Here is a 20558-nt window from a genome sequence, read left to right on the forward strand (position 1 = left end):
ACAGGTGGTGCAGAGGCACTTGGGTAAGATAAGAGAAGTTAGGCTGCAAGGGGGAGAAGCAATGATGCGAATTAACCGGAAAAGAGCTTTTTTTACAACCGGTTATGTCTTAATGCTGGCTGCAATGGTCTATGTGCTGGTTTATATGCCAACCCCTTATCTGATCTATGGACCAGGTGGGGCAAACGAGATCAAACCGATGGTTAAAGTACAGGAAGGTGATAGCAACGAACGGGGGAGCTTTATGATGACGACGGTATCGGCGCGATATGCCAATGTCATCATGCTAGCTATGTCCAAACTGGACAGCAACTCGGAGATTCAGCGCAAAGAGGATCGTCTGCATGGCAGAAGTGAAGATGAATATGCAGCAGAGCAGGTATGGTCTATGGGGGATTCCCAATCTTCCGCGATGGAGGCTGCCTATACCCGTGCCCATGTTTCCTATCGCATTGTGCCGGATTATGTGTATGTATTTAAGGTTCCGGGACCGAACAGCGTGTTTGAGCCCGGAGATGAAATATTAGAGTTAAACGGTACGAGGGTAACTGATAATTATTCCATTCGGAAGGCATTGGAGGATGAGAAACCCGGAACGCTGGCTAAAGTGAAGCTAAAGCGCGATGGAAAGTTGCTGGCAGTGCAAGCTCCATTAACAACCATCACGGACAGTGAGACGAGAAAACAACGTTCCGGGTTTGGTGTCAGTATTGCTACAGTACAGAAGGTAGAGCCAAAGGATGGACGTAAAACGATTCATTTTACATCCACGGATGTCGGCGGACCTTCGGCAGGTTTGATGTTTACTATGGAAATCTATAACCAGTTGACGCCAGGTGACTTAAGTAAGGGATATCGTGTAGCCGGTACGGGTACTATTGATAAGGACGGTCAGGTTGGAGCGATTGGTGGCGCCAAGTATAAAATCGTCGCTGCTGACCGTCAGGGTGCGGAATTGTTTTTCGTCCCGGCGGATAATTATAAAGAGGCCAAAGCCAAAGCAGAGCAAATCGGAACCCAGATGAAGCTTGTCCCGGTTCGCAAGCTTGGCGATGCGCTGAATTATATGGAAAAGCTGTCTATTAAACCATAAGGGGTGGTCGCAAGTAATCAGCATACATGTCACGTATGGCGGGACGCGGCATCCCGGCTGCATGTATGGCGGCTGCGGCAGTATCCCAGTCCAGATGGGCATGTGATCCGGCAGACGGCTTGACCCATACTGGCAGGGTGGCGGTGTCTTTCATTCGCGCTAGCAACTCGCGTCCAGCCCTATTAAAGCCGAGCACGCGGATATAGCCGGGACCTTTCGCCAGCTCAGTGGGAGTCATATCAGCTTTGGCATGATTCAGCAAAATATGTGTACACATCCGCTGAAGCTTTGTACGAGTATAGCGCTTTGTCTTGACAGTGGCAAACAGGGCCTCCATAGAGGGATGAGGCAGCGTGTACAGCGATTGCTGTAGGCGATGCTCCAGCCCTTCGGTGACCTCGTGCAGCTCCGCCAGCTGCTGCGGGCTACGCGTGATCAGGGCGTTCAGCAACGGCTGGCAGAACGCTTCCCAATGCAGCGGGGCACGTTCTTCTTGCCACTCGCGCTGCAAAATCTCCAGGGTCGCCGCAGGTACGTACGGCGACGCGGCCTCCGGCCCGCCGTCCAGCAGCAGACGGCGGATGGCCGTGGCGCTGGCGATGACTCCGTCCGCAGGCGCCACCGTCTCATGGTATCCCGATCCCGTGCGGGCCACCGTAAAGGGCTTGATTGTGCTGCCCAGCCGTTCCAGCGCAATCAAGTAATGCAGCCCGAGCGTATTGTTGGGCTGTTGCATGAGAGCGGCGAGCGCAGCACCGTCCGCTCCTTCGGCCGCCAGCGCGGCTGCGGCTCCTGCGTAGGCGGCAGGATAACTTGCGCCCTTGCTCAGGCGCTGGGCGATGCCGGCCTTGAGTTCGGCCGGCTCTGCCGCCAGCACGCGGGCCAGCGTGTGCAGCGGGGCGATATCTCCGCTCTCGCTGCCGAAGCAGAGCGCGTCGACGATGCCCGTCGCGCAGAGCAGGGTCACCGCGCCGCGGGCAAACCATTCTGCGGGCTGGACAGCATAGGCCACAGGCAGCTCCAGAACCAGATCTACCCCCATAGCAAGTGCCATTTCGGTGCGTGACCATTTGTCTGTAATCGCGGGTTCGCCTCGTTGAAGGAAGGGACCGCTCATCACAGCCACCGTTCGCTGTGCACCAGTGATACGAAGAGACTCCTTCCAGTGATGGACATGTCCGTTATGTAGGGGATTATACTCTACAATGATACCGAGTGTTTTCAAGACTGTATGTCGGCTCCTTTCTTGAAGTAGCTTATTTGATAACTATTTTGAATGAGTGGTTTACTACTAGCGAATGCATGTTTTCAGGGCAGCTATCTGATATTTCATCATGCACTTGAACAAGACCATTGAGACCTGGAGCAAAAAGCTTTATACTCGCATTATTGTACACGAAGAGTGGCGGGGGTACGAATACTCACAGGTACATGATAAATACAACACATTTTTGCATCCGCATAGATCTTGCCGAACCATTGGAAAATCGATGGATTTGTAAGTGGTGTAAAGTGAAAGGTGTTGACAAACGACTCGATCAGTCGGTATAATAATTTTTGTTTGTTTGGAGTGATAGTGATGCAACTATTTTTTCGCAAAGTAGCAACAAGTGACGGTCCCTTTCCTATCCGTGAATCTCTTAATGTGAGTGAATTGGTGGATGATCGTGCTGATGTTACAGCCGTTTCCCCGCTGGAGACCGACTTGGTCGCCGTTAGTCTGGGTCAAGGCTCGATGAGTGTGGAAGGCACGTTGACCGCAGGTCTGGACATGCTTTGCTCCCGCTGTTTGAGCCCGATGCACGAGGATTTAAATATTGAATTTCGTGAACGGTTTAAGCAAACCTCATCTTCAAATGTTGAAGAGGAGGATGAAGATGGCGATTTTATCGCAGTGACGGAGGATTCTTTCGACATTGCACCGTATTGTGAAGAACTGTTTGTACTGCATGTGCCGTTTGCGCCTATATGCAGTGAGGATTGTCAGGGGATCGCGCCAGCGGCCGGACAAGACTGGAGCCTTGGCTCCGACGACAGTAACGATAGTGATACGGAAAAGATTGATCCGCGTCTGGCAGGGCTTAAGGATTTTTTTAAATGAGAATTGAGTTCAATTCTGAAAAAAAAATCATCATCCGCTTGTGCCGGGAAGTTATTGAACCGATACGTGGATGTTGCAGGCTTGATTCACCGGCTGTAAGATCATTGTCTTTTGGCATTTTCTTTCGGTCTTGAATGAGATAAGAAGTCATACCCGTCATGCGGGGTTGATCTGTTTAAGGAGGTGGGAATAATGGCAGTACCTCAACGGAGAACATCCAAAACTCGTCGCGACAAACGTCGTACTCACTTTAAACTGGAAGTACCAGGTATGGTGAAATGCTCCGAATGCGGCGAATTGAAACTTGCTCACCATGTGTGCAAAGTTTGCGGAACGTACAAAGCTAGAGAGATCATCTCTCAATAATGTCCGATAAGCGGATTCTTTGGAATATTCGCAGAGAAAGTAGCGCTTCACTACAGTGAGGCGCTACTTTTTTTTATCAGCATGCTTTCTTTTTGCGTCAGCATGCTATATACTGTTTTAGTACCAGGTTCTAAGAAAGAAGGGCCTAAGGGGTTCCTTTATACATACAAGAAGACAAACCGGCTTGAAGTTTAGCCGTTAGAACGTGAAGTAACCTGAACTGTCGGCTGAACGGCAGTTTACTGTAGGGAAAGGAGGCGTCACTGATATCGAACGTTTGCCGAAGAGACAGAGACAGCAACGGCTGACTCAATTAATTGACGATAATCCGTTCGTGACGGATCAGGAATTGACAAGACAGCTGAAGGTAAGCATTCAGACCATTCGGTTGGACCGGATGGAACTGGGAATCCCAGAATTACGGGAGCGGCTAAAGCTGATGGCTGAGCGCTCCTACGATCAGGTTCGTTCCTTGCCTTTACATGAAGTAATTGGGGACATCGTTGATCTCCAGTTGGATCGAAGTGGTATTTCGATTTTTGAAATCAAAGAGGAACATACTTTTTCACGTACAGGCATTGCGCGAGGACATTATGTGTTTGCACAGGCCAATTCATTGGCCGTTGCCGTAATTAACGATGAGATAGCATTGACCGCTTCAGCGGATATTCGCTTTGTTCGTCCGGTTCATTTGGGTGAAAAATGTATTGCCAAGGCATATGTACGCTCAAATCCAGAACAAAAAGGGAAGGCCAAAGTGGAAGTGTTTGCTTACGTAGGAGAAGAAATGGTATTCCAAGGCAACTTTGTCATTTATCGCTCCACGGAGGAAGAGTATAGCGAAGGAGGAAGTCAGCATGCGGATCGCCATTGATGCCATGGGAGGAGATAATGCTCCTGAGGCGACAGTAGAGGGCGCGTTATCTGCGGCGGCGGAATGGAAGGATACAGACATTACGCTGGTTGGTGACCGGGAACGGATTGAAGCGGTTTTGAACGGGAGGGCGCTGCCGACGAACCTCACCATTCGCCATGCGTCCGAAACGATAGATGCACAGGACGAACCTGTAAAGGCAGTGCGGCGTAAAAAGGATGCCTCCATGGTCGTAGCGGGTCGAATGGTTAGAGAAGGCGAAGCGGATGCCATGATATCCGCAGGTAATACAGGCGCTCTGATGACTACAGGATTGCTAGTGGTTGGAAGAATGGAGGGCATTGAGCGTCCTGCTCTTGCGCCGATGATACCGACGATTGATGATCAAGGTATTCTGGCGCTGGACTTGGGGGCCAATATGGATGCTAAGCCTGAACATCTTGCCCAGTACGCACTGATGGGGAGCTTGTACCGTCAGAAAGTTCACGGAGTGGCTTCTCCAAGGGTAGGTCTGCTGAATGTTGGGACTGAAGCAGGAAAAGGCAATGAACTAACAAAGTTGGCGTATCCTCTTATCGAGCAGTTACCTGTCAATTTTGTGGGGAATGTTGAATCCAGAGATGTGTTAACCGGAAATTGTGATGTACTGGTGTGCGACGGATTCGCCGGAAACATTATGCTAAAATCGCTAGAGGGAACAGCCGGAGCGATATTTTCTCTCCTTAAAGAGCAGTTCACCAAATCCTTAAAGACCAAGCTTGCGGCAGCCTTGATTATGCCTGAACTTCGGGGGCTGAAAGGGAAACTCGATTATAAAGAGCACGGCGGGGCTCCTTTGTTGGGGTTGAGCGGACTCGTCTTAAAAAGTCACGGTTCGTCTGATGGCATTGCCGTCAAAAATGCGGTAAGGCAGGCTCGTACGGCCTTGCAAAACCGGTTGGTGGAAAGTATATCCAAGGAAATCAGCAGGAAGTGAGTGACGATATGAATAAATTACGGCCGGTTGGTGTTATCGGAACAGGGAAATACGTACCTGAGAAAATTCTGACCAATAAAGATTTGGAAGAAATCGTTGAAACAAGTGATGAGTGGATTGTTAGCCGTACAGGGATTCAGGAGCGCCATATTGCTGCTCCTGAACAGGCTACATCTGATTTGGCTTATGAAGCAGCAGTTAAGGCGTTGGAGTCTGCGGGTATGACGGCACAAGATCTGGACCTAATTATAGTAGCTACGGTTACACCAGATATGGCGTTTCCGTCAACTGCTTGCATTCTTCAGGACAAGTTGGGGGCCAAAGGCGCAGCGGCTTTCGATTTGTCTGCTGCATGCTCGGGTTTTGTGTACGGGCTGGCTACGGCAACGAGCTTCATTAAGACAGGTATTTATAACAATGCATTAATCATTGGTGCAGACTGCCTTTCCCGGATTACTGATTATACTGACCGCAACACCTGCGTTCTTTTCGGAGATGGAGCAGGAGCTGTAGTGATTGGTGAAGTACCCGAAGGTAGAGGATTCCAATCCTTTGATCTGGGGGCTGAAGGCGCTGGAGGCACCTTGCTCAAGTTGGAAGCTGGAGGCTCACGTTTGCCTGCGAGTGCAGACACACTGGAAAATAAACAGCACTATATTTATATGAATGGACGCGAAGTGTTCAAGTTCGCGGTTCGCGTTATGGGAACAGCAACGGTTGATGTGTTGGAAAAAGCGGGGTTGTCCAAAGATGACATCGATCTGTTCGTTCCGCATCAAGCCAATATCCGAATCATCCAATCAGCAATGCAACGTTTGGATTTGCCAGAGGAAAAGGTAGTTATTAATGTTAATAAATATGCGAATACATCCGCAGCATCCATTCCTCTTGCTCTTGTGGAAGCAGCTGAGGAAGGCCGCATGAAGGAAGGCGACCGTATACTAATGGTGGGCTTTGGTGGCGGTTTGACTTGGGGTGCGTCGGTTCTTATCTGGTAATTAAGTGGAAGATTTTATATAATATTGAATTTGTCTGGTGTTTTACAGAAGAAGCATTGGATACAGAGAGGTGCATGCACGATGGGCAAAACGGCATTTATATTTCCCGGTCAGGGTTCACAAGCTGTAGGTATGGCTAAAGATGCTTATGAAGCAGTTCCGGCTGCAACAGAAGTATTCCGTAAAGCGGACGAACGTTTGGGTTTCGCGCTAAGCACACTGATCTTTGAAGGGCCTGACACAGCCTTGAAGCAAACATCCAATACGCAGCCTGCGCTGTTAACGGCGAGCATTGCGTTGTATGAAGCGTTCAAGGAAAAGGGCATCCGCCCTGATTATGTGGCTGGGCACAGTCTAGGAGAGTACAGTGCTCTAGTGGCTTCCGGTGTTCTCACATTTGAGGATGCAGTTGAGACTGTTCGTGCACGTGGTCAGTTTATGGAGCAGGCCATTCCTGATGGACAAGGCGGGATGGCTGCTGTGCTGGGCGCTGATCGTGAAGCATTGGCAGCATTGTGCCGTGATATTACGGAATCTGGTCAACTGGTTGAACTGGCCAACATCAACTGTCCCGGACAGATTGTTGTATCCGGTACACAGGCGGGCGTAGCTGCCGTCGCTGAACGTGTGAAGGAAGCAGGCGGCAAGCGTGCTATTACTTTGGAGGTCAGCGGACCTTTTCACTCGTCATTGATGAAGGAAGCGGCAGATAAGCTCTCCGATAAATTGGAGACTGTGAAATTTGCCGAAGCCCAGATTCCGGTTGTGACCAATGTGACAGCAAAACCTGTACGTGAGGGAAGTGAAATTCGCCAACTGTTGGTGGAACAGGTCTATTCCCCGGTACTATGGGAAGACAGCGTAGCATGGCTGCTGGAACAAGGGGTGGACACCTTTGTTGAGTTCGGACCGGGAAGTGTTTTGACCGGACTGGTTAAAAAGATTGACAAAACGGTTAAGCTGTATAACATGAGTAGCCTGGAGTCGTTTGCTTCTATAACAGAAGCCCTAGAGGCCCGTTAAAAGTATTAATGATTACCTTTACGGGTTAAATACTTGCAAGGGAGGATAATGATGTCTAAGGCATTAAGTGGAAAAATAGCGCTGGTTACGGGAGCATCGCGCGGAATTGGCCGTAGTATCGCACTGGCGCTGGCTGAAGCAGGCGCTAATGTTGCAGTAAACTATGCTGGTAGTGAAGCGGCTGCGACTGAGGTAGCAGAGCTGATTCGTGCCAAAGGTGTGGAAGCTATTACAGTTCAGGCTAATGTGGGACGTGCTGAAGAAGCTGATCAGTTGATCAAGGATGTGGTCGGCGCTTGGGGCAAGATTGATATCCTGGTGAATAATGCTGGCATAACAAGAGATAATTTAATCATGCGGATGAAAGAAGAGGAATTCGATCAGGTGATCGAAACGAATCTCAAGGGTGTGTTTAATTGTCTCAAAGCGGCGACACGTCCAATGATGAAGCAGCGTTCCGGCCGAATTATCAATATCTCTTCCGTTGTTGGTGTGCTTGGTAACGCAGGACAAGCCAACTATGTTGCTGCTAAAGCGGGAGTGATTGGACTTACTAAATCCTCTGCTAGAGAGCTTGCCTCAAGAGGAATTACAGTCAACTGTGTGGCTCCTGGATTCATTGACACTGAAATGACGCAGGTGCTGGCTGATGATTTGCGTGACAATATGCTTAGCGGTATTCCGCTGGCCCGTCTTGGACGGCCTGAGGAAATTGCAGATGTGGTGCTATTTTTGGCCTCGGATGCTTCCTCATATATGACGGGCCAGACTTTGCATGTGGATGGCGGCATGTATATGTAGTTCATGTTGCCAATCCGCATGCCCCGATGGAGAGTAGTTAATGAAAACTCTCTTCTATGGCATTTTAATTGTAATTTTCGTATAATACCATAAGGAGGAGGTGAGCCGGATGTCCGATGTATTGGAGCGCGTAAAACGCATTGTCGTTGACCGTTTGGGAGCCGACGAAGCCGAAGTTACACTTGAAGCATCTTTTAAAGATGATTTAGGCGCTGATTCTCTCGATGTAGTTGAATTGGTTATGGAATTGGAAGATGAGTTTGATATGGAAATCTCTGATGAAGATGCAGAGAAAATTACAACTGTAGGTGAAGTTGTGAAGTACATACAATCTCATACCTAATTCATGTCATCAAAAGTCCCGTTCTGTTACAGGCGGGACTTTCTCCTAATTATACAGATTGAACTAAAGACGGAATTGTCGTGTGTTTTTGAATTTGCTTAGTTTCACTTCGTCAACGGCTGAGTATAATGCGGCATTACTAACTTTAGTTGATTCTATATTATTTTTGTACACAAGCGTGTGCGATCTAAAAATACAATTTGCAGTAGACATAGAGGTGATTATCTTTGAAACAACGTGTTGTCATAACAGGAATGGGTGTAATCACTTCGCTGGGACAGGATTTGAACACACTATGGGATAATCTGATGGCTGGTAAATCTGGTATCAGTAAAATCGAAGCTTTCGATACAAGTGAGTACACTACAAAAATAGCCGCTTCCATTAAAGATTTTAATCCAGAGGATTATATCGATCGTAAGGATGCACGCAAAATGGACCGCTTTGTGCAGTTTGCGGTTGCTGCTAGTAAATTGGCACTTGAGGACAGTAAGCTCGTAATCGGAGAGAATGTGGATGCCGAGCGTGTTGGTGTATCTGTCGGTTCTGGCATTGGCGGATTGGGTACTTGGGAAGATCAGCATAATGCATTGATCGAAAAGGGACCTAAACGCGTAAGCCCTTTCTTCATCCCGATGATGATTGCTAATATGGGTTCCGGTCAAGTTTCGATTTCACTCGGAGCTAAGGGCCCCAATACATCGCCAGTTACGGCTTGTGCCACAGGTAGTCATGCCATTGGTGATTCCTTCCGCATGATTCAGCGTGGTGACGCTGACGCTATGATTTGCGGCGGTGCCGAAGCGACGATTCGCCCGATTGGTATTGCTGGATTTTGCTCCATGCGAGCGATGTCCACACGTAACGATGAGCCGGAAAAGGCAAGTCGTCCATTTGACACCGAAAGAGACGGGTTTGTTATGGGCGAAGGCTCTGGTGTTCTGATTCTGGAATCGTTGGATCATGCCTTGAAGCGTGGTGCACATATTTACGGCGAAGTGATTGGCTACGGTCTTTCTGGTGATGCCCATCATATGACAGAGCCGGATCCAGAGGGAGCAGCACGCTGCATTAGAATGGCGATCCGTGATGCTGGGTTGAATCCTGAAGATATCGATTATATCAATGCGCACGGTACATCTACACCGGTTGGTGACAAGTCGGAAACAGAAGCAGTCAAGAAAACGCTTGGAGAGCATGCCTATAAGGTAGCGATCAGCTCAACCAAGTCAATGACAGGGCATCTACTGGGTGCAGCGGGAGGTGTTGAAGCTGTAATCTGTGGTCTTGCGCTTCAACATCAGACGATTCCGCCAACAATTAATTTGGATAATCAAGACCCGGCTTGTGATCTTGATTATGTGCCTAATGAGCCAAGAAAAGCGGAACTGAATGTGGTTATGTCCAATTCCTTTGGTTTTGGCGGTCACAATGCTACGGTTATTCTAAAAAAATATGAAGCGTAAGGGGTCAGTTCGTTGAGTGGAGACTTGAAGCAATTACAGCAGAAACTTCATATTCAATTCAACAATCGGCAGCTTCTGAAGCAGGCCTTTACGCACGCTTCCTACGTAAACGAACATCGGTTCAGTCAGCATGCAGATAATGAGCGTCTGGAATTTCTGGGTGACGCTGTTCTGGAGCTGACGGTGTCCGAGCAATTGTACAATCAGTACCCTAACCGGCCCGAAGGCGAACTAACCAAGTTGCGTGCAGCTATTGTCTGTGAGCCTTCTTTGGTGAAGTTTGCTGTCGGGCTTGAGTTCGGGCAGTATGTACTGCTTGGAAAAGGTGAAGAGCTGACAGGCGGACGTACTCGTCCTGCTCTGTTGGCTGATGTGTTCGAGGCGTTCGTAGGCGCGCTTTATTTGGATCAGGGTCTGGAAGCCGTCCGGTCGTTTCTAGAACGTTATATTTTTCCTCAAATTGTATTAAACGGTAAGCTTCAGATGAGTGATTTCAAAACAGAGCTTCAGGAACTGACACAGCATCATAACATGGGGATGCTTGAATACAAAATTGTCGAGGAACGCGGACCTGCCCATGAGCGCGAGTTTGTAGCCGAGGTATATATGGACAGTGAACGGTTGGGAGCAGGTACAGGACGCTCCAAAAAAGAAGCTGAGCAGCAAGCGGCGGCAGTTGCTTTAAACCGTTTGAAGCTGGCGGAATCGTAATCGGTACCTGAGCGACCCGAACGGGGGACGCAAGCAGAGGACACAAAGTAAGAGCAAAGGGCAGTCCGCGGGGAGTCCCGGCCCGTAATGGCGAATGGACTGCGTTTTGCTCTTTTTTCGTGGCTTTACTGCTATAACGTGAGCGTCGATACTGTGCTTTTTCCACATTAGTCTTATGCTACAATAGGGATAATTCATATCAATCAGGTCAATGGTGTTGTACAAGCATATTTGAATGTTAGAGGTGAGATTGAGGATGTTTTTAAAGCGCATTGAGCTGGCGGGCTTCAAATCGTTTGCAGATAAAACGGAAATGGAATTTGTCCGCGGCATTACGGCAGTCGTCGGACCCAATGGGAGCGGGAAAAGTAATATTTCCGACGGAATTCGTTGGGTGCTGGGCGAACAGAGTGCCAAATCACTGCGTGGCGGCAAGATGGAGGACATTATCTTTGCAGGTAGTGACGCTCGTAAGGCTGTTAATTACGGTGAAGTATCGCTTACGCTGGATAATGAAGATCAGGCGTTGCCTCTGGATTTTGGTGAAGTGACGGTAACGCGACGTGTGCATCGGAGTGGGGATAGTGAATATTTCATTAATCGTCAATCATGCAGACTTCGAGATATTACAGAGCTGTTTATGGATACAGGGATTGGTAAAGAAGCTTATTCGATTATTGGGCAAGGACGTATTGAAGAAATTCTGAGTACCCGATCTGAGGATCGACGGGGGATTTTTGAGGAAGCCTCGGGTATTGTAAAATATAAATCACGTAAAAAAGATGCGGTTCGCAAGCTGGATGAAACAGAGCAAAATTTGCTGCGTATTCACGATTTGGTCAGTGAACTGGAGGATCAGATTGGACCTCTTAAGGAACAGTCTGAAAAGGCGATTCATTTTAAAGAGCTGCGCAGTGAATTAAAATCAAAAGAAATTTCGATGTACGTCCATCAAATTGAACAAATTCACACTTCATGGAGCGAAGCAACTTCCAAACTAGCTTTGTTGCAGCAGGAGCAACTTCAATTGTCTACAGTGGTGTCCCGTCATGATGCAATGCTGGAAAACGACCGTAATGAATTACGACAACTGGAAGAGCAAGTAGAACGTCTGCAAAAGGATCTGCTGCAATACAGTGAAGCTACGGAAAAAAGTGAAGGCTACGGTGAATTACTCAAAGAGCGCACACGCAATTTGGAGGCCAATCGGGAACAATTGATCTTATCCCTCAGCACAAGCGAATCACGGCATTCCGAACGCAAAAGCGAACTGGATCAACTAAATGAAAAGCTGTCAGCGCTGAATGTAGAGTTGGACGAGTTGCGTGCGCGACTGTCTGACGAAGAAGCCAAACTGATTGGCGTCACAGGTGGAATCAGCCAGGAGCAAGAGGAGAGCCTTAAGGGTGGTCTGCTGGAGCTGATGAATCAGATGGCGCAGGCGCGTAACGAAATTCGTTATACCGACCAACAGAGGGAAGCGTTGGAACGCCGAGTGAATCGCGTGAGTGATGAATCCGGCAAATGGGAAGCCCAGAAAGCTGAGCTTGAACAGCGAAAAAAAGGATTGGAAGCAGCGATTCAGAAGCTGGGACAGGAAATTAGCAGTTTGCGCAGTGGCTATATTCAGGGAAGTGAACAATATCAGGCCCTGCAAAAACTACTGGAAGAAAACCAGGGCACGGTTCGTAAATGGGAACAAAAACGAGAGGCCCAAATTTCACGACGAGATACAATGAAAGAAATGCAGGATGACTTTGACGGCTTCATGCTCGGAGTTAAAGAGGTGTTAAAGGCTTCACGCAAGGGAACTTTGCACGGTGTGCATGGAGCAGTAGCGGAGCTGATTCGAGTACCTGAGCATTTAGAGCAGGCGATGGAAACCGCTTTGGGCGCTTCAGTTCAGCATATTGTGATGGAAAATGAATCGGTATCCAGACAGGCGATCAGTTTTCTAAAGCAACGTCAACTGGGCAGAGCGACATTCTTGCCTATGGATGTTATCCGTCCGCGTCAGATCGGTGCGGGGGAACGCCAGATTGTGGAAAGCGCAGAAGGCTTTGTCGGGATCGGTGCAGATCTTATTCAGTACGATGATCGATATGCCGGAATCGTAGGCAGTCTCTTGGGGAATGTGGTCATTGCTCGTACGTTGGAAGATGCCAATCGCATTGCGGCCCGTTGCCAATATAGATATCGTGTTGTCACGCTGGAGGGCGATGTTGTCAATGCAGGTGGTTCCATGACTGGGGGGAGCCAGTTCAAGAAAAATGCTAATCTGCTAGGCCGTAAACGTCAGCTGGATCAGTTAGATCAAGACATTCTAGATACGGAACAGCAAATTGCAAGATTGCGTCAGAGTGCAATAGATACCAAACGGCAGTTGGAGGAGACACAGACCCGTCTGGACGAACTGCGCCAGGGTGGCGATGTGAAGCGGACCGAAGAGCAGCAGATGGCAATGGAGCTCAAACAACTCGAGCATGAACTTCGTCATGTACTGGAGCAGGTAGCAGCGTCTGGTCAGGAGAAAAAGGGCTTTGACCAGGAAATCAAGGAGCTGGAAGCTTCCCGTGCAGAAGCACTGGTAAAGTTGGCTGCGCTGGAGGAAGAAGAGAAGAAAACGCATCAGGCCATTCACGCTGCCGAATTTGCGCGTAAAGCGAATGAATCAGCCAAAGAGCAGCTGCAGGGAGAGCTTACGAATCTCAAGGTAAGAGAAGGCAAGCTGGACCAAGAGCGTTTTTCATTGGAAGAGCAGATTCGTAGATTGCGTGGGGATTATGATACCCTTGGTAAGGATTCAAGACAAAACAAGACCTTGCTTGCTTCCATTGAAGCGGATTTGCTCACCAATGAGCAGGAGACCGTAAAACAGATTGAAAATCTCAATCAATACCGTTTGAAAAAGGAAGAAGCTGCAGAGCAATTGGAGTTCAAACGGGCTGCACGTAGCAGCTTATCCCAAAAACTGGAAGCTGCTGAGAGTGATACAAAAGAACAGCGAATTCAGCTTAAGTCGGTGGAGGAACTGCTTCGCCAAACAGAAATTGGAGTAAACCGACTTGACGTGGAACTGGAAAATGTTTTGAAAAAATTAAGTGATGATTATGAACTCAGCTATGAGCTGGCCAAGCAGCGTTACCCTATACCGGAAGATATTGAAGGTACGCAGAGTGAGGTGGAAAGGCTCAAACGCGGGATCTCTGCGCTGGGTGAGGTTAATCTGGGTGCTATTGAGGAATACCAGCGTGTACACGAGCGTTATACGTTTCTGGATGAGCAAAAGTCTGATTTGGTAGAGGCCAAGACAACGCTCTACCAGGTTATTCGTGAAATGGATGATGAAATGTCCAAACGCTTCAAGACCACGTTCGATGCGATTCGTCGCGAATTTGGAACGGTTTTTTCCAAGCTGTTCGGAGGCGGACGTGCAGACCTTGTGTTGCTTGATCCAGAACGATTGCTGGAGACGGGTATTGACATTGTAGCTCAGCCTCCAGGCAAAAAACTTCAAAACCTGCAGTTGTTGTCAGGCGGTGAACGGGCTCTAACAGCAATGGCTTTATTATTTGCCATTTTACACGTTAAACCTGTTCCATTCTGTGTACTTGATGAAGTAGAGGCAGCATTAGACGAAGCAAATGTGGTGCGTTTTGCTCAGTATTTACGGGAATTCTCAGAGCAGACACAGTTTATCGTAGTTACACACCGTAAGGGCACCATGGAAGAATCCGATGTGCTGTACGGGGTGACAATGGAAGAAGGCGGGGTTTCTAAACTCGTATCTGTCAAGCTGGACAACGATGAAGCTGAGATTGCCTGACATCAAATAACATACTTTCAGATCAACGGAGGGAATCCATGAGTTTCTTTAGAAAATTGAAGGAAAGCATCGCAAGCAAAACGGAATCGGTCACAAAGCAGTTCAAAGATGGCTTGGAAAAGACACGTAAAGGTTTTGTTGAAAAAGTAACGGACCTTATGATTCGCCGTAAAAAAATTGATGAGGAATTTTATGAGGAACTGGAAGAAATTCTGATCGGAGCGGACGTAGGCGTCAATACGGTTATGAACCTCATTGAAGACTTGCGGGGAGAAGTGAAAAAACGCAAAATCGAGGATGCATCCGAGTTACAGCCTGTACTGTCGGAAAAGCTGTCTGAGTTGCTGCGGGGCAATGACAATAGTCAGCTCAAAATGAATCCAGACGGGATTACAGTCATTCTATTCGTAGGCGTTAATGGAGTCGGCAAAACAACGACCATTGGCAAGTTGGCTCACCGTTTTAAACAAGAGGGCAAAAAAGTATTGTTAGCCGCTGGAGATACGTTCCGAGCGGGCGCGATTGAACAGTTGGAGGTTTGGGGTCAGCGGGCAGGAGTAGAGGTTATCAAACAACAATCTGGTTCTGATCCAGCTGCGGTTATGTTTGATGCCGTACAGGCTGCCAAGCAGCGTCAAGTAGATGTTTTGTTGTGCGATACAGCAGGACGTCTTCAGAATAAAAGCAATCTGATGGAGGAATTGAACAAAATATTCCGCGTTATCCAGCGTGAAATTCCAGACGCACCTCATGAAGTTTTGTTGGTACTTGATGCGACGACTGGACAAAATGCACTTAACCAAGCCAAGCTATTTGGTGAGAAGAGCGGCGTAACCGGTCTGGTACTGACAAAATTGGATGGTACAGCAAAGGGTGGGATTGTTGTGGCCATCCGTCAGGAATTGAATTTGCCTGTTAAGCTGGTAGGCTTAGGTGAAAAAGTGAATGATCTTCAACCGTTTGATTCAGAACAATTCGTTCATGCCTTGTTCGCCGGTTTGATCCAAGAAGAGGCTGTCGAAGCAACTGCTACTGGCGAGGAAGAGCAGAACTAATCCGTTTGATTAGGCTTGCTTATAAGTCTGGGACTAAGCAGTGCTCCTGTTGCTGCTTAAGCCCGCCCAACTGTATAATGAAAGCAAAAGGTTTGACGATGCCGGATAAATTCTTGTAAAAAAATATTACTCAGGAAGCCGGGTGAAAAAACGATGGCAAACACCTATACTTATTCCCGACGGGAAGAAGTAGCTAACGCGATTACACATGGTATTGGAGCCGTTTTAAGTGTGGCGGCGCTTGTGCTGCTCATTGTTTTTGCTAGCATGAAAGGAACTGCTTGGCATGTCGTAAGCTTTACAATTTACGGAATTACAATGCTGTTGCTGTATACCAATTCCACGTTGCTTCATAGCCTGCGTGAAGGAAAATTGAAGGATTTGTTCGAAATATTCGATCATTCTTGTATTTACCTGTTCATTGCAGGTAGCTACACCCCTTTTATGCTCGTTGCATTGCGAGGTACTCTGGGATGGACGCTGTTTGGAGTGATTTGGGGGATCGCTTTGTTTGGTGTACTGTTCAAGGCGTTCTTCACCAAACGCTTCCTGTTTATGTCTACTGTGTTTTACATTATAATGGGCTGGCTTATTACCATTGCCTGGAATCCCCTGATGGCCATTGTTCCCGCCGGAGGGATGACGTTACTGTTCGTAGGTGGTCTTATGTATACGCTGGGCACGATTTTTTATGTGTGGCGAGCATTTCCATATCACCATGCGATCTGGCATCTGTTTGTTTTAGCAGGCAGCATACTTCATTTTCTGGCTATTCTGCTGTATCTTACTCCGGTAAGAGTGTGAGTGAGAGGGACAAAAAGTCGATCTGTTTTCCCGTTTAAGGGTAGCGGATCGGCTTTTTTTTATATGACAAGGGATAACGCTTGACATCTTCTTTTCTTTTATGTATGATAAGGAACGTTGAAAAGAACTGTAAAGTGTTTTTCCTTGACGATGGAGGTATACACGATGAGTCAGGAGAATCGGCTGGAAAAGACAAACCGGATTAACCGACTGTTTGACTTCTATGAACCTCTACTTACAGAGAAGCAACAGATGTTTTTAAAATATTACTTCCATGATGATTTTTCTTTAGGGGAAATTGCATCGGAATTCCAAATTAGCCGTCAGGCAGTCTATGAACATATTAAACGTGCTGAACAGGTATTAGAAATGTATGAGGAAAAGCTTGGATTGCTAAGTAAGCATGAACGTAGACTCCAAGATTTAGAGGAGCTGAATGTGACGCTATATGATGCATTCGGTAAAGTTGGTAAGCCTGATGAGGGGACATTGCAACATGTCCAACAAATTGTAAATCGCCTGCAGGAATTGTAGGATATATAAATGAAGAACTAACAACCCTGGTAGACAAGGAGGTGCGAAAGTATGGCATTTGAAGGATTATCGACTCGCTTGCAAAATGTATTCAGTAAATTGCGCGGCAAAGGAAAGGTGTCTGAGGATGATGTGGCTCAGGCAATGCGTGAAGTGCGATTGGCTTTGCTTGAAGCGGACGTTAACTTCAAGGTTGTAAAGGACTTTATTGCCAAGGTAAAGGAGAAATCCGTTGGTAAGGAAGTGATGGACAGCTTTACGCCAGGTATGGTCATTATCGACATCGTAAACAAGGAATTGACCGAGTTGATGGGTGGAAGTCAGGCCAAGCTTGCCAAAGCAAACAAACCGCCTACAGTCATCATGATGGTGGGTCTCCAGGGCGCAGGTAAGACGACGACGTCAGGTAAGCTGGCGAAGTTGCTGCAAAAGCAAAACCATCGTCCATTGCTTGTAGCTGGTGATATTTATAGACCTGCCGCGATCAAGCAGCTTCAGATTCTCGGTGAGCAGATTAATGCACCTGTATTTACATTGGGAGACCAGACAAGCCCGGTGGAAATCGCAAAACAGGGTATGCAGCATGCTAAGGATAATGGTAATGACTACGTTATTATAGATACTGCCGGTCGTCTTCATGTTGATGAAGAACTCATGGAAGAGTTGCGCCAGATCCATACTAATGTCAAACCGGATGAAGTTCTGCTGGTTGTAGATAGCATGACAGGACAGGACGCAGTTAACGTTGCGGAGCACTTTAACAATAGCCTTGAGTTAACGGGAGTTGTACTGACAAAGCTGGATGGCGACACTCGTGGTGGCGCGGCCTTGTCGGTTAAAGCTGTGACGGGATGCCCAATCAAGTTTGCTACATTGGGTGAAAAGCTGGATGCGATGGAGCCGTTTCACCCTGAGCGAATGGCTTCACGGATTTTAGGCATGGGTGACATGTTGTCCCTGATTGAAAAAGCGCAGTCCAATATCGACGCCGATAAGGCGAAGGAAATGGAACGGAAAATGCGCAATGCCGAGTTTACTTTCGAGGATTTTCTGGAGCAAATGGATCAGGTTAAGAAGCTTGGCCCGATCGACCAGATTCTCGATATGATTCCTGGTATGGGCAACATGAAGCAAATGAAAGACATCAAAGTGGATGACAAACAGATGGGCCGGATTGAGGCTATCGTTCATTCGATGACTACACAAGAAAAGCAAAACCCAGACATGATTAATCATAGCCGTCGCAAGCGGATTGCTGTAGGTAGTGGAACATCGCTGGCTGAGGTAAATCGTCTCATTAAGCAATTTGACGAAATGCGCCGTATGATGAAGCAGTTCTCAGATATGATGGGACCTAAGGGTGGCAAGAACAAGGCTCTGAAGCAGCTGAAGAGTATGGGCAAAGGTATGAAGTTTCCTTTCCGTTAAAAGGTCGATAGGCCTTTGGATTTATGGGATAGCAATATACAGTCTACTTTTTGAAGGAGGTGAATTTTCGTGGCAGTTCGTATTCGTCTGAAACGTATGGGTGCACATAAAGCTCCTTTCTATCGCGTCGTGGTATCTGATTCTCGTTCCCCGCGTGACGGTCGTTTTATCGAAGAAATCGGTTACTACAACCCTATTACAGTACCAGCGGTTGTAAAAATTGATGAAGATAAAGCGCTGAAATGGTTGCAAGATGGTGCACAAGCATCCGACACTGTTCGCAACTTGCTTAGCAAAGCGGGCGTGTTGAAAAAGTTTCATGAGCTTAAAACACAGAAATAAGGTGCTGATACGGAGGGTCAACCATGGAAGAATTAGTGATAATCATTGCTAAGGCTTTAGTCGATCATCCGGATGATGTGACCGTGAAGACCTTGGAGAAGGATCGACTTGTAGTGTATGAGCTTAGTGTACATCCTGAGGATGTGGGCAAGATCATTGGCAAGCAGGGACGTATCGCCAAGGCGCTTCGCACTGTGGTTGCATCAGCAGCCGTTAAGATGGATAAACGGGTTACCGTAGACATCATATCTTAAAGATATACGAAAGTGGGTTAGGATGTATGTCCTAACCCTTTTTCGTACATGATGAAGATGATATGGAGCGGAACCGATCACATGCAGGAGGAACACGATGCAGCAAATGTTTAATGTCGGGAAAATTGTGAATACACATGGAATTCGCGGTGAGCTAAAAATATTAACGACAACTGATTTTCTTGAGGATCGTTTTGCCAAAGGCAGCGAGCTAATGATCTTTCCAGCAGATGACAAAGCACCGATTCCCGTAACTGTAGAAACAGCGCGTTTTCAAAAAAATATGGTTATCGTGAAATTTAAGGAATATCACAACATCAATGATGTTGAAAAATATAAAGGTACTTTGTTAAAGGTCTCTGCTGAGCGGCTAGGGGAATTGGAAGAAAACGAGTTCTATTTTCATGAAGTAGTTGGTATGGAAGTAGTAACGGAAGACGGAGCTGAGCTCGGTGTGGTAAAAGAAATTTTGACACCGGGAGCCAATGATGTATGGGTAGTCCAAATGCCTAAAGGTAAGGAACTGCTATTGCCGTATATAGAGGATGTTATTTTGGATGTAAACGTGCGTGAAAAACGGGTTACAGTACGGTTAATGGAAGGTCTGCTGTAATGCGGGTGGATGTACTGACCCTGTTTCCAGAGATGTTTGATGGAGTTTTTAATGCAAGCATTCTGGGAAAAGCAAGGGATAAGGGGATTGTATCACTGCAAGCGGTTAATTTTCGCCAGTATGCCGGTAACAAGCATGGGCAAGTGGATGATACGCCCTATGGTGGTGGGGGCGGCATGGTTTTGAAGCCTGACCCTATTTTTGCTGCCGTGGAGGCGCTGTTGGATAAATCAGAGCAACCAGCATTTGAAACTGCCGTTGAAGGTATTCGACATGAAGATGCCGAACATAACGCAGACATAAAAACTCCGCGTATTATTTTGATGTGTCCACAAGGAGAGACTTTTACGCAAAAAAAAGCGGAAGAGCTGGCCAAAGAGGAGCATCTTATTTTTATATGTGGACATTATGAGGGTTATGATGAGCGTATTCGAGAGCATTTGGTGACGGATGAGCTTTCGATCGGAGATTATGTATTGACTGGTGGCGAGTTGCCAGCCATGGTCGTCATCGATAGTGTGACACGGTTGTTACCAGGAGTACTAGGTAATGAAACGAGTGCGGTAACAGATTCGTTTAGTACAGGGCTGTTGGAATACCCCCATTATACTCGGCCTGCTGAGTTTCGGGGCTGGAAAGTGCCAGATGTACTCTTATCAGGGCATCATGTCAATATTGACTCTTGGAGACGACAAGAGGCGTTACGTCGGACGATGGAACGTCGACCGGACTTGCTGGAACAGGCTGAACTGACAAGCAAGGAGCGCGCGTGGATTGAGGAGCAGCACCAATCGGACCGTTCGGGGGACAAGTGATAAAGCACTATTAACATGAGTGGATTTGAAAGCAGGCGGTGACCTGTTTTATAATGAAGTCAATTAAATAATGTTTGGTCAAATCCCTTTTTGTTGTTGCAATGCGGTAACCTCCATGATACAATACATCTGTTG

21 protein-coding genes are annotated in these 20558 nt (G+C 47.4%); 20 read left to right on the forward strand and 1 reads right to left on the reverse strand.

Annotated features, from left to right (window positions below):
- The first annotated feature begins 61 nt into the window (after positions 1 to 61).
- Positions 62 to 1093, forward strand: coding sequence for a PDZ domain-containing protein (locus ACH59B_RS09860; protein ID WP_404303639.1), 1032 nt, complete (start codon positions 62 to 64; stop codon positions 1091 to 1093).
- Here the strand turns inward: ACH59B_RS09860 and ACH59B_RS09865 are convergent.
- Positions 1083 to 2318 carry a nucleotidyltransferase gene (locus ACH59B_RS09865; protein ID WP_404303640.1) on the reverse strand — a complete coding sequence of 412 codons (1236 nt, stop codon included), beginning with the start codon at positions 2316 to 2318 and terminating at the stop codon, positions 1083 to 1085. The two genes, ACH59B_RS09860 and ACH59B_RS09865, sit on opposite strands and share 11 nt — an antisense overlap.
- A gap of 354 nt (positions 2319 to 2672) precedes the next feature.
- On the opposite strand from ACH59B_RS09865, the gene ACH59B_RS09870 reads away from it, so the two are divergent.
- The 19 genes from ACH59B_RS09870 to trmD all read left to right on the forward strand — a co-directional run bounded on the left by ACH59B_RS09870 (position 2673) and on the right by trmD (position 20423).
- The gene (locus tag ACH59B_RS09870) at positions 2673 to 3194 is read left to right on the forward strand and encodes a DUF177 domain-containing protein (protein ID WP_017427905.1); all 522 of its coding nucleotides are present in this window, start codon (positions 2673 to 2675) and stop codon (positions 3192 to 3194) included.
- A 192-nt stretch (positions 3195 to 3386) separates the two neighbouring features.
- Positions 3387 to 3560 (forward strand): 50S ribosomal protein L32, encoded by a 174-nt coding sequence (rpmF, locus tag ACH59B_RS09875; protein WP_013370634.1) that lies wholly within the window; start codon positions 3387 to 3389, stop codon positions 3558 to 3560.
- Between the two features lie 277 nt (positions 3561 to 3837).
- On the forward strand, positions 3838 to 4434 hold the full coding sequence (gene fapR / locus ACH59B_RS09880) for a transcription factor FapR (protein ID WP_014599659.1): 597 nt from the start codon (positions 3838 to 3840) through the stop codon (positions 4432 to 4434).
- Positions 4418 to 5410, forward strand: coding sequence for a phosphate acyltransferase PlsX (gene plsX, locus ACH59B_RS09885; protein ID WP_016819269.1), 993 nt, complete (start codon positions 4418 to 4420; stop codon positions 5408 to 5410). Before fapR ends, plsX begins: the two co-directional genes overlap by 17 nt.
- 8 nt (positions 5411 to 5418) lie before the next feature.
- The gene (locus ACH59B_RS09890; RefSeq protein WP_017427907.1) at positions 5419 to 6408 is read left to right on the forward strand and encodes a beta-ketoacyl-ACP synthase III; all 990 of its coding nucleotides are present in this window, start codon (positions 5419 to 5421) and stop codon (positions 6406 to 6408) included.
- A gap of 81 nt (positions 6409 to 6489) precedes the next feature.
- Positions 6490 to 7431 carry an ACP S-malonyltransferase gene (gene fabD, locus ACH59B_RS09895; protein WP_016819271.1) on the forward strand — a complete coding sequence of 314 codons (942 nt, stop codon included), beginning with the start codon at positions 6490 to 6492 and terminating at the stop codon, positions 7429 to 7431.
- A 51-nt stretch (positions 7432 to 7482) separates the two neighbouring features.
- Positions 7483 to 8232 carry a 3-oxoacyl-[acyl-carrier-protein] reductase gene (gene fabG / locus ACH59B_RS09900; protein ID WP_039277108.1) on the forward strand — a complete coding sequence of 250 codons (750 nt, stop codon included), beginning with the start codon at positions 7483 to 7485 and terminating at the stop codon, positions 8230 to 8232.
- A gap of 109 nt (positions 8233 to 8341) precedes the next feature.
- The gene (locus tag ACH59B_RS09905) at positions 8342 to 8575 is read left to right on the forward strand and encodes an acyl carrier protein (RefSeq protein WP_007429985.1); all 234 of its coding nucleotides are present in this window, start codon (positions 8342 to 8344) and stop codon (positions 8573 to 8575) included.
- A 227-nt stretch (positions 8576 to 8802) separates the two neighbouring features.
- Positions 8803 to 10041, forward strand: a complete 1239-nt coding sequence (gene fabF, locus ACH59B_RS09910; protein WP_016819273.1) for a beta-ketoacyl-ACP synthase II — start codon at positions 8803 to 8805, stop codon at positions 10039 to 10041.
- 12 nt (positions 10042 to 10053) lie between these two features.
- The gene (gene rnc, locus ACH59B_RS09915; RefSeq protein ID WP_013309856.1) at positions 10054 to 10752 is read left to right on the forward strand and encodes a ribonuclease III; all 699 of its coding nucleotides are present in this window, start codon (positions 10054 to 10056) and stop codon (positions 10750 to 10752) included.
- 256 nt (positions 10753 to 11008) lie between these two features.
- Entirely contained in the window at positions 11009 to 14578 is a 3570-nt protein-coding gene (smc, locus tag ACH59B_RS09920) for a chromosome segregation protein SMC (protein WP_404303641.1), read from the forward strand.
- A 38-nt stretch (positions 14579 to 14616) separates the two neighbouring features.
- Complete coding sequence (gene ftsY / locus ACH59B_RS09925; protein WP_016819275.1) at positions 14617 to 15633, forward strand: signal recognition particle-docking protein FtsY; 1017 nt, start codon at positions 14617 to 14619, stop codon at positions 15631 to 15633.
- Between the two features lie 153 nt (positions 15634 to 15786).
- Complete coding sequence (locus ACH59B_RS09930; protein WP_016819276.1) at positions 15787 to 16437, forward strand: hemolysin III family protein; 651 nt, start codon at positions 15787 to 15789, stop codon at positions 16435 to 16437.
- A gap of 165 nt (positions 16438 to 16602) precedes the next feature.
- Positions 16603 to 16971 (forward strand): YlxM family DNA-binding protein, encoded by a 369-nt coding sequence (gene ylxM / locus ACH59B_RS09935; RefSeq protein WP_016819277.1) that lies wholly within the window; start codon positions 16603 to 16605, stop codon positions 16969 to 16971.
- A gap of 51 nt (positions 16972 to 17022) precedes the next feature.
- Positions 17023 to 18399, forward strand: a complete 1377-nt coding sequence (gene ffh, locus ACH59B_RS09940) for a signal recognition particle protein (RefSeq protein WP_017427912.1) — start codon at positions 17023 to 17025, stop codon at positions 18397 to 18399.
- A 69-nt stretch (positions 18400 to 18468) separates the two neighbouring features.
- The gene (gene rpsP / locus ACH59B_RS09945; RefSeq protein ID WP_013370647.1) at positions 18469 to 18741 is read left to right on the forward strand and encodes a 30S ribosomal protein S16; all 273 of its coding nucleotides are present in this window, start codon (positions 18469 to 18471) and stop codon (positions 18739 to 18741) included.
- A gap of 23 nt (positions 18742 to 18764) precedes the next feature.
- A complete protein-coding gene (locus ACH59B_RS09950; RefSeq protein ID WP_013370648.1) occupies positions 18765 to 18995 on the forward strand; it encodes a KH domain-containing protein in 231 nt (76 codons plus the stop codon).
- 97 nt (positions 18996 to 19092) lie between these two features.
- Complete coding sequence (gene rimM, locus ACH59B_RS09955) at positions 19093 to 19608, forward strand: ribosome maturation factor RimM (RefSeq protein ID WP_016819279.1); 516 nt, start codon at positions 19093 to 19095, stop codon at positions 19606 to 19608.
- A complete protein-coding gene (trmD, locus tag ACH59B_RS09960; RefSeq protein ID WP_016819280.1) occupies positions 19608 to 20423 on the forward strand; it encodes a tRNA (guanosine(37)-N1)-methyltransferase TrmD in 816 nt (271 codons plus the stop codon). The genes rimM and trmD overlap by 1 nt, the downstream gene beginning before the upstream one ends.
- Positions 20424 to 20558: the final 135 nt, after the last annotated feature.

The sequence above is a fragment of the Paenibacillus sp. DP01 genome, assembly GCF_044784315.1.
In the GTDB taxonomy this organism is placed as follows: domain Bacteria; phylum Bacillota; class Bacilli; order Paenibacillales; family Paenibacillaceae; genus Paenibacillus; species Paenibacillus polymyxa.